Source organism: Trueperella abortisuis, from assembly GCF_030811095.1.
In the GTDB taxonomy this organism is placed as follows: domain Bacteria; phylum Actinomycetota; class Actinomycetes; order Actinomycetales; family Actinomycetaceae; genus Trueperella; species Trueperella abortisuis.
This window is the reverse complement of record NZ_JAUSQL010000001.1, coordinates 1025077-1039779: the sequence shown is the minus strand read 5'-3', so window position 1 is coordinate 1039779 and position 14703 is coordinate 1025077. Positions and strand designations below refer to the sequence as shown.

General features: G+C 64.8%; 16 protein-coding genes and 2 tRNA genes. 5 read left to right on the top strand and 13 right to left on the bottom strand.

Annotation, left to right across the window (positions count from 1 at the left end; genetic code table 11):
- Window positions 1-286 precede the first annotated feature (286 nt).
- From J2S45_RS04600 to J2S45_RS04565, 8 genes are all read right to left on the bottom strand, one after another.
- Window positions 287-361, bottom strand: a tRNA-Asn gene (locus J2S45_RS04600).
- Window positions 362-519: 158 nt separating this feature from the next.
- On the bottom strand, window positions 520-1011 hold the full coding sequence (locus tag J2S45_RS04595; RefSeq protein WP_307634681.1) for a hypothetical protein: 492 nt from the start codon (window positions 1009-1011) through the stop codon (window positions 520-522).
- Window positions 995-1213, bottom strand: a complete 219-nt coding sequence (locus tag J2S45_RS04590; protein ID WP_296931381.1) for a hypothetical protein — start codon at window positions 1211-1213, stop codon at window positions 995-997. The genes J2S45_RS04595 and J2S45_RS04590 overlap by 17 nt, the downstream gene beginning before the upstream one ends.
- Before the next feature lie 53 nt (window positions 1214-1266).
- Entirely contained in the window at window positions 1267-2106 is an 840-nt protein-coding gene (locus J2S45_RS04585; protein WP_307634680.1) for a hypothetical protein, read from the bottom strand.
- A complete protein-coding gene (locus J2S45_RS04580) occupies window positions 2103-2708 on the bottom strand; it encodes a DUF6318 family protein (RefSeq protein WP_307634679.1) in 606 nt (201 codons plus the stop codon). Before J2S45_RS04580 ends, J2S45_RS04585 begins: the two co-directional genes overlap by 4 nt.
- 154 nt (window positions 2709-2862) lie before the next feature.
- Window positions 2863-2936 (bottom strand) — tRNA-Ile (locus J2S45_RS04575).
- Between the two features lie 71 nt (window positions 2937-3007).
- Complete coding sequence (locus J2S45_RS04570) at window positions 3008-3928, bottom strand: 4Fe-4S dicluster domain-containing protein (RefSeq protein ID WP_307634678.1); 921 nt, start codon at window positions 3926-3928, stop codon at window positions 3008-3010.
- The gene (locus J2S45_RS04565) at window positions 3921-4523 is read right to left on the bottom strand and encodes a TorD/DmsD family molecular chaperone (RefSeq protein WP_300047406.1); all 603 of its coding nucleotides are present in this window, start codon (window positions 4521-4523) and stop codon (window positions 3921-3923) included. The genes J2S45_RS04570 and J2S45_RS04565 overlap by 8 nt, the downstream gene beginning before the upstream one ends.
- Window positions 4524-4625: 102 nt before the next feature.
- Between J2S45_RS04565 and J2S45_RS04560 the strand changes: the two genes are divergently transcribed.
- The 4 genes from J2S45_RS04560 to J2S45_RS04545 are packed head-to-tail and all read left to right on the top strand — an operon-like array spanning window position 4626 to window position 6379.
- The gene (locus tag J2S45_RS04560) at window positions 4626-4937 is read left to right on the top strand and encodes a Sec-independent protein translocase family protein (RefSeq protein ID WP_307634677.1); all 312 of its coding nucleotides are present in this window, start codon (window positions 4626-4628) and stop codon (window positions 4935-4937) included.
- A gap of 50 nt (window positions 4938-4987) precedes the next feature.
- Window positions 4988-5356 carry a twin-arginine translocase TatA/TatE family subunit gene (locus tag J2S45_RS04555; protein ID WP_307634676.1) on the top strand — a complete coding sequence of 123 codons (369 nt, stop codon included), beginning with the start codon at window positions 4988-4990 and terminating at the stop codon, window positions 5354-5356.
- Window positions 5353-6129: a twin-arginine translocase subunit TatC gene (tatC, locus tag J2S45_RS04550; protein ID WP_307634675.1), complete on the top strand. Its 777-nt coding sequence runs from the start codon at window positions 5353-5355 to the stop codon at window positions 6127-6129. Before J2S45_RS04555 ends, tatC begins: the two co-directional genes overlap by 4 nt.
- Window positions 6122-6379: a DUF6457 domain-containing protein gene (locus J2S45_RS04545; protein WP_307634674.1), complete on the top strand. Its 258-nt coding sequence runs from the start codon at window positions 6122-6124 to the stop codon at window positions 6377-6379. The genes tatC and J2S45_RS04545 overlap by 8 nt, the downstream gene beginning before the upstream one ends.
- A gap of 38 nt (window positions 6380-6417) precedes the next feature.
- Here the strand turns inward: J2S45_RS04545 and dnaG are convergent, their stop codons facing one another.
- Window positions 6418-8355, bottom strand: a complete 1938-nt coding sequence (gene dnaG, locus J2S45_RS04540; RefSeq protein WP_307634673.1) for a DNA primase — start codon at window positions 8353-8355, stop codon at window positions 6418-6420.
- An 88-nt stretch (window positions 8356-8443) separates the two neighbouring features.
- Window positions 8444-9688 carry a deoxyguanosinetriphosphate triphosphohydrolase gene (locus J2S45_RS04535; RefSeq protein ID WP_307634672.1) on the bottom strand — a complete coding sequence of 415 codons (1245 nt, stop codon included), beginning with the start codon at window positions 9686-9688 and terminating at the stop codon, window positions 8444-8446.
- Window positions 9689-9735: 47 nt separating this feature from the next.
- Here J2S45_RS04535 and J2S45_RS04530 point away from each other — a divergent pair, with 47 nt between their 5' ends.
- A complete protein-coding gene (locus tag J2S45_RS04530) occupies window positions 9736-10761 on the top strand; it encodes a hypothetical protein (RefSeq protein ID WP_307634671.1) in 1026 nt (341 codons plus the stop codon).
- 45 nt (window positions 10762-10806) lie between these two features.
- On the opposite strand, the gene dusB is transcribed toward J2S45_RS04530, so the two are convergent.
- Genes dusB through J2S45_RS04515 form a run of 3 tightly spaced genes read right to left on the bottom strand, consistent with a single transcriptional unit; the run spans window position 10807 to window position 14674 of the window.
- A complete protein-coding gene (gene dusB, locus J2S45_RS04525; protein WP_307635428.1) occupies window positions 10807-12036 on the bottom strand; it encodes a tRNA dihydrouridine synthase DusB in 1230 nt (409 codons plus the stop codon).
- A 59-nt stretch (window positions 12037-12095) separates the two neighbouring features.
- A complete protein-coding gene (locus J2S45_RS04520) occupies window positions 12096-13280 on the bottom strand; it encodes a YibE/F family protein (protein WP_307634670.1) in 1185 nt (394 codons plus the stop codon).
- On the bottom strand, window positions 13280-14674 hold the full coding sequence (locus tag J2S45_RS04515; RefSeq protein ID WP_307634669.1) for a glycine--tRNA ligase: 1395 nt from the start codon (window positions 14672-14674) through the stop codon (window positions 13280-13282). The genes J2S45_RS04520 and J2S45_RS04515 overlap by 1 nt, the downstream gene beginning before the upstream one ends.
- Window positions 14675-14703: the final 29 nt, after the last annotated feature.

The following is a 14703-nucleotide window of genomic DNA, read 5'->3' as shown; positions in this document are numbered from 1 at the left end:
CGGTTTGGGAAGAGCCACCCACACCTGCAACGCGTGAAGACTTGGATAGCCAAGCTCCCGACACGTCTTGGTATACGAATGACACCTACGAAACTTCGCCACCGCCTCGCGACGCTGCTCATCAGTGTAAACAACCTTCATCACAGTCTCCTAAGAATCTCCAAGAAACTGTCCGGACCCCCACCTGACCTATAAGCCGTTGGGTTTCTTATTCTCCGCTTATTCCCCGGCGGGGCAAAAGGGAACCCCGGTCTCTCGCTTTTCGTTGAGATTCCGGGGTTTTGGGTGGCTCCCGCGGTTGGACTCGAACCAACAACCCTTCGATTAACAGTCGAATGCTCTGCCATTGAGCTACGCGGGAAAGCGACGTGAATACTTTAACCACAACCACCTGCGAAAGTGAAATCCACGAGGGCCGATTTCGGGCATTGTGTGTTTCTACACAGCCACGTCGAAAACCGGCCGGGCCCGGAGGCGTCGGCACGCCCCGAAAGACCAATCGCTTGGCTGGCGGGAGCCCTAATCGATGCCGACCGCCTCACGTAGCTCGTGATCAAGGGCGTCGAGGGCGAAGCGGTCCCCCTCGGTGATGTCGGAGTCGACGATGATTTGGGTGAAGAGGGAATCGTCCGGGTTGCGGCGCACCTGCCCGCGCGCTATCGCACCGCTCGGGAGCTCCGAGACCTGGGTGTAGACGATCGATCGCTCAATCCTCTCACGGATCATCATGATGGCGAGACCGTCGGCCTCACGGGGAATGACAAAGCTAAGGGAAGGTGTACGAGGGTCGACGAAGGTCAGGGTGAGCGTGTTCGCGTCATCGTCCCACGTGCCGGTCTCGAAGTCCGACCACATGTAGGTGCTGCGCTCCCCCTCTGCGGGGATCACCGCAAGGTAGCCGTCCCAGCCGCCGATCCACGTGCCCTCCCCTGTCGGTTCGATGGGACTAGCCGCTGCCGGCATGCCTGTTTCATCCGCGAGATAGCGGGGTAGCTTAGAGCGACCAAACATTCATAGCCTCCCATGCCGCAGCATCGCCGCCGCTAATGTTTTGTGCGGCAAAGAAGCCAAGGACCGCGAGGACGAGTCCTGCCACGATCGCGAGGGCCAGGTTGCGTTTGCGGGCGCGCATGAGCGTGGCCATGTCCTCCTCGCTGAACCCGTATTTGTTCGTTGGCGCCTCTTCATCGTCAGCTCGCTCGTCCTTCGACATCCGGCTTCCTTTCCGCTTGAGCCTATCCCCAGCCTACTGGAACGACGCCGCGGCTAGCGATTCGTTGTCAGTACGGCCTCGGCTTCGACGGCTGTAACCGGTTGAGCCTGCACGGTCGTGAAAGCCTCACCCGGCACCGGATACCAACCAGAACCTGCGACCCGGATCAACACCTCCCAGCCGACGCGCACCCCAGGCACATATGAACCCGGCCGAGCATAGGAATACGTCACACCACCATCAGGATATGGCCCGCCCGGATCACCCGTCACAAAGCTCGAGCCATCACCCGGCAACCACTCGAAAGATTTAGGAGTGAAGGCAAGTTCCACCGGCGTACCCAACACCGCCACCGACGCCGTATATCGCCTTGCCGACGACGCGAAATAGACCGCCTTGTTAATCACCACTTCACCGGAAGCCGGTTGCAAAGACAGCACGCCACCATCAATGATGCTTTGCGCATTAGCCTGAACATAATACCCAAGATCAGCCACCGTCATTCGCGCCGCGGGCTTCTCAGCGGGAGCCTCGCCCTCCGTCGGCTCCTGATCCTTACGGTACAAGCAGTACTCCGCAAGCGGCCCCGACATCAGCCCCGACTCAAAATACGACACACCCGTATTCGACCCATAATTCATCTCACACAGCTGGTCCAACGACAACGACTCCAACTGACGCGCATTACCCCCAGGAGAATACCCCACCCCCGACGCCGGAGCGTCACCAGACTGGTTACCTGGAGGACCTGGATAGCCCTCCCACCGACTATTCGATGCATCGATGTTAATTGCGCCGCCACTTGCATCGACATTCCAGTCAACAATGGTGCCATCGGGAGCAACGACGACGGAGGGCAGGATCAGCGCGAGGGCCAAGATGGTCACTTTCATGGCAACTGCTCCTGGCCAAAGAATGAGGATCCTATAATGTCAAAAGAGCGTACTAACAGCTCATCTCCCTCAGCCTTAAGACCAATAACTAAAGTGTTTTGTCCTGGATCCACCTTATGCGCTTCGTCAGGCGTGTAGTACGTGATCTCACCTCGTTCGATCAGAAAATCGATCCTAAAATCGATGTCGCCAGTCGAGTAGAAACGTTCAGAGTTTAGAATTCCAAATTTGACATCAGACCAAGATCCCGTTTCTCTATCTTTCTCGGCGTTGGCCTGAACTTTTGCGCAGTATTCGCACTCTGGATGGGCATACTTCTCCCAGCTCGCTGTTTCTCCCGTGGTTACTACGTACTTATATAGATCGAAGTAATACTTGGCAAGAACGTAGGCGTTGTCTATGTCAACACCGGTCAGCTCCGGCTCCGCCGGTGGCTCCATCGCCGGGCGTGGCGGGATCGTGTACGTGCTGGAGGGCTCGGCCGCGACGGATTCGGTGACTTGTGTGGACGGCTGGGCGGGCGCGCCCTCGGCGGCGCATCCCACCAACCCGCACACCACAATTCCGACAATCGCGCTAAGCGCGGTATTTCGCTGAGTCATAGAGCCAACATAATCACACACGCAACGCCCACGCACGCATTATCCACAGCCAGACACCGCTACCGGGAATACATGGCAGCATGTGTCGCATCCGCGGCCCACACGGCCGAGGTCGTTTCGCCGGGGCAGGGTCCGCCTTCCGGCGCCCATCACGTGCCCCCACCAGGACTTGAACCCGGGACCAAAGAATTATGAGTTCCCTGCTCTAACCATCTGAGCTATGGGGGCTTGCCCCGATAGTGTACCAGCGGCCGGCCCCTCAATGACACTTCGTCCGGTGCTCGGGGTCCATGCCCGGGCTACTGCGGCTGTCCCGGCTGCCGGCTCTGATCCGCAGCCAGAGATGACGCCGCCTGCCCAGGTGAGACCGCCTGCCCCGGCGGCATCATCGAACCGAACGGGTTCGCGGCGCGATAGGCACACACCTGGCACAGCTCGCCTTCCTCTGCCGGATGAACGCCACCGCACCTCGCGCAACGCGCACTCGCCACCGTGGCGAGTCGACGCTCGGGCTCCTCGAGCAGGTCGCCAAGGCGCATATCGCCCTGGACCCACATGGCACCGACAGGGCACAGGTGCACGCACTGCTGTTCGCCCCGACACAACTCGGAGCGTTGCCAGAGCTCCGAAGCACCAGCGGCGGGTCGTAGGTCGAGGGCGCCCGTCGGGCATGCCTGCACGCACACGCCGCACGCCGTACATCCTGTCGCGCCGAGTCGAACGCCCCCGAGCCGCGCGTGAAGGCCCTCTCCCCTGCCGATCTGCCCGCGCTCGGAAAGACGCTCGATGGCGGCGAGGGTACGCGTGGTGTCGTCAGCCTTGATGGGGATTGGTTGTGCATCGCGCAACCCCAGGCCGAGAAGCGCGCGTCGCGGCAGGGGAATCCGCCCCAGATGCAGGGGTTCGGGCCCGCGCCAGATCGCCCGTTTCGTCTCCGCCACGGCGACGAGGTCTGGTGTCAGCGACTGCCACCTGCGGATCTGTGCCAGCACGCCCTCGGAGTTGAGCGGGCAGGGCAATACGCTCACGCGTTCCACCCCGAGCGCCAGCAGCTGGGCCGGCACACCGATCGGGGCTCCGCTCAGGCATCCCTTCCACACCACGAGCTGGCGTCCCCGCCCCGGCCTGTCCGCCGGGGAATGCTCACACGCGAGCACGACCTCTTTGGGCAGATCATGGGCGTGCAGCCAGCGTAGTAGCGCGCCGACGTCGTCACTCATAATCGCCCGTCAGCTCCTTCACCCTGGTGAGCGCCGCGCGGGTGAGGTGGACGACGCCGCGGTACGTTGCCGTCCTTGCGTGAGCTTCGAGCTCATCGAGAAGCTCCACCACGTACCGGTCAAGGTGTTCGCGCAGGAAGCGGCGGACACGTTCGTCCTCGCCCGACGCGACAATGAGGTGAGCGAGAAAACCAAGCTCGACGGCGACGTGGTCGCGCGGGTAGCTCTGCGTTTTCTGGGAGGCGTAACCCGCCTCCCGGTACTGCTGGGCCAACACCTCCACGAGCTGCAACGGATCCTCGCCGGTGAACTCCGACTCGGTCAGGCGTAGCGAGCCGGACGGCCCGATGAGGGCGGCGAACTCGGCGTTGAGCGCGTAGACGCTCTCATGCCCGTCCGCGATCTCGGCAATCGCGGCGAGCGAGACCGGATCCCGTAACGGCCAGGTCTGCGCCATCGCGGGATCCGCAAATCGCGCGAGCACCTCGCGGTTGGGGGCCTCCGCGTAAAAACGGGAAAGCGAATACAGAGCTGTTGCGAGCTGCACCGAGCGAACCTTGCGCTCTGGCAGCGAGTCCTGCCACGACGTCGTCATCCTGCCTCCCCTTTGCTCACGGGCTCACTCTACATGGACACCGAGTGCCGTGCTCGAGCTCGCGGTCTCGGAAAAGACGGTGTGAGGCGATAGGATCGAGCCATGGAGTTTTTCGGGATTTCTGGAGGGGAGTTCTTCATCATCCTGATCGTGGCCGTGATCGTGCTCGGCCCCGAGGCGATCATCAGTGCCCTGCGCGGACTGCGCAAGGCCGTCGACGCGGCCAAGGGCTTTTCGGCCAGGGTGCGCGAGGAGACGACGGCGGACCTGCAAGGAGCGGGCCTTGCCGACCTCGACCTATCCGCACTCGACATGCGCGACCTCGACCCCCGCCAAATGATCCGCGAAGCCGTCCACGAGGAAATGGAAGCCTGGATGAAGCAGACCAACGCACTGAATCACAAAAAGAACTGAGCCCAATTCGTTACACTAGTGTCCCTGGCGACTCCCGGAAAGGAAGCTTTATGAAGCCGTCGCACATCATCATCCTTGTTATCGTCCTGCTCATCATCTTCGGAACCGCCAAGTTGCCCGACATCGCCCGTTCGCTCGGCCAGTCGGCGAAGGTGATGAAGAAGGAGCTACGCGAGCTGCAAGACGACCCCAAGCAGATCCCGCCCCAGGGTCAACCCTATCCGCAGCCCAGCCAGGCACCCTACGCGCAGCCCGGCCAGGCGCCTCAGCAGGGTGGATACGTCCCGGGTGAGCAGATTCCGGGCCAGGCACTACCCCAGCAGCCTTACCCCCAGCAGCCTTACCCCCAGCAGCCTTACCCCCAGACCCCGCCCAACCCCAACGGTGACGGCCAGGCGGATAACCAGCAGCATCAGTGAGTGCCCGAAAGCGCAACAATCCCGAACGGATCATGCCGGTTCGTGAGCACCTGCGGGAGCTACGCCGGCGGCTCATATGGTCACTACTCGGGATTGGGCTTGGGTCCATCGCCGGCTGGTACCTCTACGCGCCGGTCATGGACTACATCACCGCGCCTCTGAACGCGATCACCAAGCAGGAGGCGTTGCTCAACTTCGACACGATCGGCGCGGCATTCGATCTGAAGCTGAGGGTGTCGATCTGGATCGGAACCATCGTCACGAGCCCGTGGTGGGTTTACCAGATCTTCGCCTTCATCGCCCCCGGCCTCAAGCGCCGAGAGAAGATCCACGTCCTCATCTTCGGGTTTGTGGGGGTCGTTCTCTTCGCCGCCGGCGTGCTCTCCGGGATGCGGATGGCCCCCATGGCGGTGGACATCCTCACCAGTTTCAACCCAGAAAACTCGGCAAGCCTCTTGCGTGCCACCACCTACGTGGCGTTCTACATGCGCCTGGTCATGGCCTTCGGGCTGTCGTTTCTCGCGCCGGAGGTGCTGGTGGCGCTCAACTTCCTCGGGATCCTGGGGTGGAAGCCGATGTTGCGTCACTGGCGCTGGGCAGTCGTGCTCTGTTTCGTCTTCGCCGCCATCGCCAACCCGCTCCCATCGCCCTGGCCGATGACGATCCAGGCGTTTGTCCTCATCGGGCTCTACCTCCTCGCCGTGCTTATTTCCCTCATCCATGACAAGCACCGCGACAAACGGCAAAAGAAAGAAAGGACCAATCATGACTGACGAAGCAACCAAGATGGCGATCATGGCGAAGTGGCTCGACGCCGTCGCCGAAGAGATCGACGCCGACTCCGCGCCTGTCACCGCCCACCGCGACGAACTGCTCGACCTGGTGAGCACGATCGCGCATGGGCCCTCCCGCCCCGGCGCGCCCATGACGCTGTTCCTGCTCGGCATGCGCGCGGGCCAGGGCGAGGACGTGAGCGAGCTCGTCGCCAAGGTCGAGGCCCTCGCCGGCAGGTACAAGGGCTAACGCCAGCGCGCACAGGGCACCCGCCTACGTCCACGGTACTAGGTGTCGGTTTCGTCGAAGGCCCGCCTTTGATTCTCCAGCTCAAGCAAACGGCCAAATAGCACGTCCTGGTCGGGAGAGTCAGGGGCGGTTCTGCGCATCTGGCCGCGAATCTCCGCGATCTGCCGCGTGATCCCCTGGCGGATGAGCGACATCATGATGCCGCGCACATACGGCCACTGATCGCCGATCTCGGGCAGCGGCTCCACGGACAACTGGGTGACGGCTTGCGCTACGACTCCGTCGGCGTGCTCCATCACCTGGTCCACGTACCACGCCGTGGCCCGCTCCTCGGGCATTGGGTCGCCCTGTGCCTGCAGCTGGTCGAGGTGCTTGTGATAGATGTCGACGCCGCCCGCCGCCCTGATCGCGTCGTGAACCGCCTGGTGGGTGGGAACGGTGAAGGTGCGAGCCGGCAGGTCCTGGGCGTTGGCCACCCGCGCCAGCCCGGGCAGCTGAAGCATCACCTCGAGAGCCTGACGCTCGATCCTCTCGAGCGGGTCGCGGATCTGGTTGCGTGGGGGTAGCGCACTCGGCATCGGCGCGACCGGCTCCTGCGCGTGATCCGGGATCGGTGCTCGCGCCGCATATCGCACCCCGTGTGCGACTTGCCGCTCGTCCATCCCGAGGTAGCCGGCCAGCTCGCGCACGTACTCCCCGCGCAACACCCTGTCCCGGATCGAGGCGACCACGGGTGCCGTTGCGCGCAGGCCGGCAGTGCGGCCCTCGGCGGTGTTCAGCGGCAGGCCGGCAAGCAGGGAGCGCAATACGAACGCGAACAGCGGCTCACGCCCGTCGATCATGGCTCTCAGCGCCTCGTCCCCGTAGGCGAGGCGGTAGTCGCACGGGTCGAGCCCGTTCGGGGAGACGGCCACGAATGTCTGCGCGCCGAAGCTCTGGTCCTCGCGGAAGGCGCGCAGGGCCGCCTTTTGGCCCGCCTCGTCACCGTCGAAGGTGAAGATGACCTCGCCGCCGAATGCCCGCCCCGAAGCAAGGATGACGCCCGCGGCGGGGTTGGCCGAGTCCCCCAATAGCCGACGCACGATTTTGACGTGTTCCTCGCCAAAGGCGGTTCCGCAGGTGGCGACGGCGTTGGGCACCCCGGCGAGGTGAGCCGCCATGACGTCGGTGTAGCCCTCGACCACCACGATGCGCCGGTCCTTGGCGATATCCTTCTTCGCCAGGTCCAAGCCGTAGAGCACCTGGGACTTCTTGTAGATCATCGTCTCGGGGGTGTTGAGGTACTTTGGCCCCTCCTCGTCACCGAGCTTGCGGGCACCGAACCCGATTGGTTCACCCGTAATGGAGTGGATCGGCCACATCACCCGGTTGCGGAAACGATCGTAATGGCCGCGGCTTCCGGCTGTGACCAACCCCGACGCCGCGATCTCCTTCTCCGTAAAGCCCTTGCGTCGCAGCTCGGAGAGTATGGCGTCCCAGGAGTTCGGCGAGTACCCGACGCGGAAGTAGGCGATGGCCTCGGCGTCGAAGCCGCGCCCCTCGAGGAGGGCTCGAGCCTGGGCCCCCTCGGGCGTATGGAGCTGCTTGACGTAGAAGTCTTCGGCCACCCGATGTGCGTCAATGAGCCGGGAACGGGTGACGTCACGCGGACCGCGCGGAGCTGGCGCGCCCTCCTCGTATTGCAGGCTCACGCCGAACTTCTCCGCGAGGTATTCGACCGCCTCCACGAAGGAGATATGTTCGATCTTCTCGATGAAGGAGATCGCGTCCCCTCCCTCGCCGCAGCCGAAGCAGTGCCAGCGCCCCACGTGCGGGCGGACGTTGAAGGAGGGGGTCTTCTCGTCGTGAAACGGACACAGGCCCTTCATCGAGCCCACCCCGGCGCTCTTGAGCGTCACGTATTGGGCGACGACGTCTTCGATGCGCGCGCGATAGCGCACCTCATCGATACTCTCCCGTTTAATCAGCCCAGCCACAAGCCCCATCTTAGCGGCAAGCGCACGACGCCGCCGCGGTCAACCCCACACCCGGGGCCATCGCCCCCGGCAAGCGCCCGGTGGATAACTAATGCCTGAGCATCCCGCAGAATCGGGCATGCCACAGGCGCGCCGACTGATCCGTCAGCGAGGCGACCTGGTCGACGACGACCCGCAGCTTCGCCTCCTCGCCCGCCGCCTGACACCACTGGTCGAGGAACTGCCGCTCGAGGCGCTCCTCGGGGTCCTCCATAATCGCGTCGACAAGATCCATGATGAGGGTGCGCTGCTCGTAGTAGACCGGTTCGAACTCGCGCGGAGCCATGACGAAGTGAACCGCCAGCCCCTTGAGGAACGTGATCTCGGCCAGGGTCTCGCGCGGGACCGTCAAATCGGCGCCGTGACGGAAGATAGGATCCCCGCCCGTGGCGGCCAAACTTGCCGCGCACACGGCCGAAACAAAACGGCCGATGAGATCCGAGGTCAGGTCCTTGAGCCGGGCCAAATCGCGCAGGCTTCCCTCGTAGCGGGTCGGCCAGGAGCGCATGGCAAACAGGCGCTGGGAGGCCGCGACCAGCTCGTCGGCTGAGACGGCTGTGCCGTACCACAGGACGGTTGAAGCGACGACGTCGTCGACCTGCCGCGTCCGATCCGCCCGTAGCGCCGAGGGGTTGAGCTTCCCGCGCACGATCGCGTCCTCGATGTCGTGAACGGAGTAGGCGATATCGTCGGACAGGTCCATCATTTGCGCCTCGGCGCACCTGCCCTCCTCATCCCCGCGCACCCACGCAACAACGGGCGTATCGTCGGCGTAGTAGCCGAACTTGGGGTTCTCCGCCCCGCCGGGGCCGCCGTGAAGGGGCCAGGGATACTTCATCGTGGCGTCGATCGTGGCGCGCGTGAGGTTAAGACCAGCCGGGCGGCCGTCGTCGTGAAAACGCTTGGGTTCGAGACGGCTGATGACGCGCAGCGTCTGGGCGTTACCCTCGAAACCGCCGATGGCTGCGCAGATATCGTTGAGTGTGCGCTCGCCGTTGTGCCCGAAGGGTGGGTGGCCGATGTCGTGGCAGAGGCAGGCCGCCTCCACGAGGTCTTGGTCGGCGCCGAGGTTCTTCGCCAGACTCCGCCCCACCTGGGCAACCTCGAGGGAATGGGTGAGGCGGGTGCGGATGAAGTCGTTGGATTCGGGGCCGACCACCTGGGTCTTCGCGCCGAGCCGGCGAAGAGCTGAAGAATGGAGAACGCGGGCGCGGTCGCGCTCGAAGTCGGTCCGGGACGGATTCTTCGATGGCTCGTGTGCCCATCGCTGGGTATCTGTTGAAGAATAACTCACTCCCTCACCTTACCCGCTGTGGCACAATGGGACACGTGATTGCATCTATGGGTTCACCGTCAACCTCGCCGCTGTATCGCGCGCCGCAGGTACCTGGCCCGTGGGCTCGTCACCACCTGTGGTACCACGCGACCCCGCAGGAAGTCCACAATACTGACGTCGCCCTCGGCCTCATCTCCGAGTGCGCCCGTTTCGGCATGAACGTCATGTCCCTGCCCGCGATGCTCGCCGACGCCGACCCGACCTACATCGAGAAGGTCACGCGCGCGGCCACGCGGCGAGGCGTGCGGCTGCTACCCCACGTCGGCGCCAATGTCGTCTCCCGCGCCCCCGCCCTCGCCGAGGGCCGGTATGAGATCCTCGACCAGTGGTTCGCCCACGGCGCCTTCGGCGTGGAGCTGGGCACGATCGACCTCACCGACGAGGAGCCGCTCACCGACGCCGGCGCGCACATCCACGCCGGCTGGGACACCCGCGAGCTACTCGCCTACGTTGAATCCCACACGGACGCGATCGTCTCCGCCGCCATCTCGGCCCCCACCTTTGAGGCTGCCAGCGCCCACGCCCTCGAGGACTACTTCGACGTGGTGCGTTTCCAAATCTCCACCCCTGACGCCTACGCCCCCGATGTCTTCTCCGATCAGGTCTCCGAAAAGCTACAGTTCTTCGAGATCGCCGGCGCGATCCCTTCCTGGGACTGCTCGTTTGCCACGCTCGAGAACCGTGCGGGTCGCCTGTCGGAGGGCGCCATTTTGCTCGCCGCGTGCTTCTACCCCGGCTTCCTCCACTTCGAGCAGAACATCCCGGGTCGTTCTCCGTCGGTGCGCCACGCGCTGCGCCTGCGCGACTCGCTCTCGTTGCACCGCTCCTCCATCCTCATCTCGACCGACAAGGCGCAGGACGGATTCATCTGGCTGGTCACCGACAAGGTGAGCATGTTGCTCAACTTCGGGCCCTATCCTTATGTCGTGCCCAACGACGGGCGAGTGCTCGTCTCCTCCCTCATCGAGCTTCCCGAGGAAAACGGCAACCTCGTCGTCCCGCCCGGGGAGGCAGCCTGGTTGCGGCGCTAGCCTGCTAGCCCTGAGCGCTAGCCTGCTCGAGGGCGGCGCGGAGTGTCAGCCCCCGGAGATGCCGAGCTCAGCCTCGTGAAGGCGCGCCTTCTGCTCCGGGGAGAGAACATGGGAATCGAGCCAGAATTCGGGCAGATGCGGTTGCTTTTCCCCGCCGGCGCGGCCGCGCGGGCCGCTCGCTGCCTCCGGGTAGCCCTGGGTGAGGTCGAGCTGGCTGAGCCGGAGGCCCAGCTCCTCCAGCGTGTTCACGAGTCCCAGGTCGCGGCGTAGCTGCCCGCCCACGGCGAAGCCACGCATGTACCAGCCCACGTGCTTGCGCATCTCCCGCATGGCCCGGCGCTCCTCGCCGAAGTGGTCCACCGCGAGCGCGGCGTGGCGCATGATGATCTGGCACACCTGCGCCAGGTTCGGTCGCATTCGCCGATCCGATCCGTGCATGGCGGCCACGAGGTCGTAGAACAGCCACGGCCGGCCTTGGCATCCGCGCCCGACGACGACGCCGACCGCGCCCGTCTGCCTCATCATCGCCGCCGCGTCCTGCGCCTCGAACACGTCACCGTTGCCGAACACCGGCAGGGACGATTCGCGCACCAGGTCGCCGATCACTTCCCAGCGGGCCGTGCCCGAGTAGTGCTGGGCGGTGGTGCGGGCGTGAAGGGTCAGGGCCGCGATCCCGGCGTCTTCGCAGATTCGTGCCGCGTCACGGAAGGTTTCGTGGTCCTCGTCGATGCCGATGCGCACCTTCGCCGTGACGGGCACCCGGCCGCCGGAGGTCTGGTCGGCCGCGCGGACGGCCGCGCTCACGATCGCCTCGAACAGGTCGTGTTTCCAGGGTAGCGCCGAACCGCCGCCCTTGCGGGTCACCTTGGGCACGGGGCAGCCGAAGTTGAGGTCGATGTGGTCGGCGTATCCGTTGCCGACGACGAGCCGAACCGCCTCCGCCACGGTGGCCGGGCCTACCCCGTAGATCTGGATCGAGCGCACCGGGTCACCCATGTCGGGTTGGATCATCCGCATCGTCTCGGGGGTTTGCTCCACGAGCGCCCGTGAGGTGATCATCTCGCAGACGTACAGGCCGGCCGGCGCAAATGTTCCGGGAGCGTGCCCGGCCCCGGGAGTGCCGCCGGGATTCGCGACGATGTCCGCACCGAAACCGTCCGTGAGATCGGCCAGCGCCGCCTCGCCGAACTCGCGGCACAGCTGCCTGAAGGGCGGGTTGGTCACGCCCGCCATCGGGGCGAGCATGAGCGGGGTGCCCAGGCCCAGGCCGCCGATCTGCACGGCGGGCGTGCCGCGTTGCGGCGCGGTGGCGCGAGCGGGGGCTGGCGGGAACGTCACGAAGCCACCTTCCGTGAAGGCGCGATCGGGGCGAGGACTGTGGCGATCGCCGTCGTCATCGGGATGGCGAGAACAAGGCCGATGGATGCCACCAGGGTGCGGACGATCTCCTCAGCAATCTGGCCCACCGTGAACAGGTCAAGCACCCCGCGGTCCACGAGAGCCGCGCTCATGAGCAGCGGCAACGATGTGCCGACGTAGGCGAAGGCGAGGGTGTAGACCGTGGAGGCGATGTGGTCCCGGCCAATCACCATGGCCTGCCGGAACACCTTCGTGCGGCTCGCAGCCTCGTTGGCGGCCTGGAGCTCCCACACCGTTGACACCTGCGTGATCGTCACGTCGTTGAGCGCGCCCAGGCCGGCGAGGATGATCCCGCACAGCAAAATGTCGCTCATATTGAGGTAAGTCAGCTGCCCGGCCAGTGAGATCGCGTCGTCGGAGAGCGTGCCCGTGAGATTGTTTGCTGTCACCGACGCCGCCGCCAGCACCCCGGTGATGAGGAGCCCGGCGAAGGTGCCGATTACCGCCGTCGTGGTGCGGATGGAAACCCCGTGGGCGAAGTAGATGGAGGCGAACATCATCGCGCTTGCCCCCACCACGATGACCGCCAGCGGCGCCGTTCCCACCATGAGGGCCGGGAGCATAAAGGCGCCCACCACCGCCAGCGAGGCGGAAAGACCCAGCAGCGCGGCAAATCCCTTCCACCGCGCCACGGCCACCACCACGATGACGTAAAGGGCCACCAGCGCCCCCAGCGGAACGTCGCGAACGAAGTCCACAAAAATGTACGGCGAGCCGCCCTCCGCGGATCCGGGGCTGAAGAGAGCCTTGATTGTGTCCCCGACGTCGAGCCCGTTGCCCACGATCTCGAAGGGCACGTGGACCGGGACCTCCACCCCGTCCACCGACATCCTCACCTGGTACTGGCCCAACTCATCGGCCTGGCCAATCGACGTGACGGTGCCCACCGCCGTCGTCGAGCCCGCGTAGTTAAGCTGGACCGAACCAACCGGGGTCTGCCCGCGTGGCCATAGCACCACCAACCCAATGATCGTGGCGATCGCCAGCGGCACGACGATCGCGGCGAGGATCGTGCGGACCTTACGCCTCTGGCCCGGACCCATCCGAAGGTGGGCCGCGTGCGAGTGCACGTGGCCCACCTCATCGTGAGACTCGCTCACTAACAGCCAGCCAGCTTCTCGGACAGGAACGTCTTGACCTCCTCCAGCGGGATGCGCACCTGCTCCATCGAGTCGCGCTCGCGCACCGTCACGGCCTTGTCCTCCAGGGTGTCGAAGTCAATCGTCACGCAGTAGGGCGTGCCGATCTCATCCTGGCGGCGATAGCGGCGGCCGACCGCTCCGGCGTCGTCGTAGTCGATGTTCCAGTACTTGCGCAGCTGCGCGGCGACGTCCTTCGCCACCGAGGTCAGCTCCTCCTTGCGCGAGAGCGGAAGGATGGCCGCCTTCACCGGGGCCAGGCGCGGGTCGAGCTTGAGCACCACCCGCTTGTCCACCCCTCCCTTCGTGTTGGGTGCCTCGTCCTCGGCGTAGGCCTCCACGAGGAAGGCCATGAGCGAGCGGGTCAGGCCCGCGGAGGGCTCGATGACGTAGGGGGTGTAGCGTTCACCGGTCTGCTGGTCGAAGTACTCCAGCTTCTTGCCGGAGGCCTCCGAGTGCGCGGTGAGGTCGAAGTCGGTGCGGTTGGCGATGCCTTCAAGCTCGCCGAACTCGGAGTTGGGGAAGCCGAAGCGGTATTCGATGTCCACCGTGCGCTTGGAGTAGTGGGAGAGCTTCTCCTGCGGGTGCTCGTAGAGGCGCAGGTTGGCCGGGTCGATACCGAGGTCGATGTAGAAGGCGAGGCGCTCATCGATCCACTTTTGGTGCCATTCCTCGTCCTCGCCCGGCTTGACGAAGAACTCGATCTCCATTTGCTCGAACTCGCGGGTGCGGAAGATGAAGTTGCCCGGGGTGATCTCGTTGCGGAAGGACTTACCAGTCTGGGCGATGCCGAACGGGGGCTTCATGCGCGCCGACGTCATGACGTTGTTGAAGTTAACGAAGATTCCCTGGGCGGTCTCGGGGCGCAGGTAGTGAAGCCCGGCCTCGTCGTCGACGGGGCCGAGGAAGGTCTTAAGCATGCCGGAGAACGCGCGCGGCTCGGTCCACTTGCCGCGGTTACCGCAGTTGGGGCACACCACGTCGTCCATCGTCACGTCGGCTTCGGCCACCTCGTGCTTGGCGGCGTACTGCTCGATGAGCTCGTCCTCGCGCAGGCGCTTGTGGCACTCGAGGCACTCGACGAGGGGGTCGGAGAACGTGTCCACGTGGCCGGAGGCGTGCCAGACCTGACGCGGGAGGATGATGGACGAATCCAGACCGACGACGTCGGCGCGACCCTGCACGTTGCGCTTCCACCACTGGCGCTTGACGTTTTCCTTAAGCTCGACGCCGAGCGGCCCGTAGTCCCACGCGGAACGCGTGCCGCCGTAGATTTCTCCCGAGGGGAAGACGAAGCCGCGCCGCTTCGCGAGGGAAATTGCTTGATCGAGACGCGAAGGTGCCTGCTTGGCCACTGTTGCGCTCCTTTCTTAGCCACACCCGG

Bases quoted from the DNA above. Each gene is read 5' to 3' on its own strand.
- J2S45_RS04595 (WP_307634681.1), bottom strand. From the start codon at position 1,011: ATGTTTGGTCGCTCTAAGCTACCCCGCTATCTCGCGGATGAAACAGGC.
- J2S45_RS04590 (WP_296931381.1), bottom strand. From the start codon at position 1,213: ATGTCGAAGGACGAGCGAGCTGACGATGAAGAGGCGCCAACGAACAAA.
- J2S45_RS04585 (WP_307634680.1), bottom strand. From the start codon at position 2,106: ATGAAAGTGACCATCTTGGCCCTCGCGCTGATCCTGCCCTCCGTCGTC.
- J2S45_RS04580 (WP_307634679.1), bottom strand. From the start codon at position 2,708: ATGACTCAGCGAAATACCGCGCTTAGCGCGATTGTCGGAATTGTGGTG.
- J2S45_RS04570 (WP_307634678.1), bottom strand. From the start codon at position 3,928: ATGAGTGACGACGTCGGCGCGCTACTACGCTGGCTGCACGCCCATGAT.
- J2S45_RS04565 (WP_300047406.1), bottom strand. From the start codon at position 4,523: ATGACGACGTCGTGGCAGGACTCGCTGCCAGAGCGCAAGGTTCGCTCG.
- J2S45_RS04560 (WP_307634677.1), top strand. From the start codon at position 4,626: ATGGAGTTTTTCGGGATTTCTGGAGGGGAGTTCTTCATCATCCTGATC.
- J2S45_RS04555 (WP_307634676.1), top strand. From the start codon at position 4,988: ATGAAGCCGTCGCACATCATCATCCTTGTTATCGTCCTGCTCATCATC.
- J2S45_RS04545 (WP_307634674.1), top strand. From the start codon at position 6,122: ATGACTGACGAAGCAACCAAGATGGCGATCATGGCGAAGTGGCTCGAC.
- J2S45_RS04530 (WP_307634671.1), top strand. From the start codon at position 9,736: ATGGGTTCACCGTCAACCTCGCCGCTGTATCGCGCGCCGCAGGTACCT.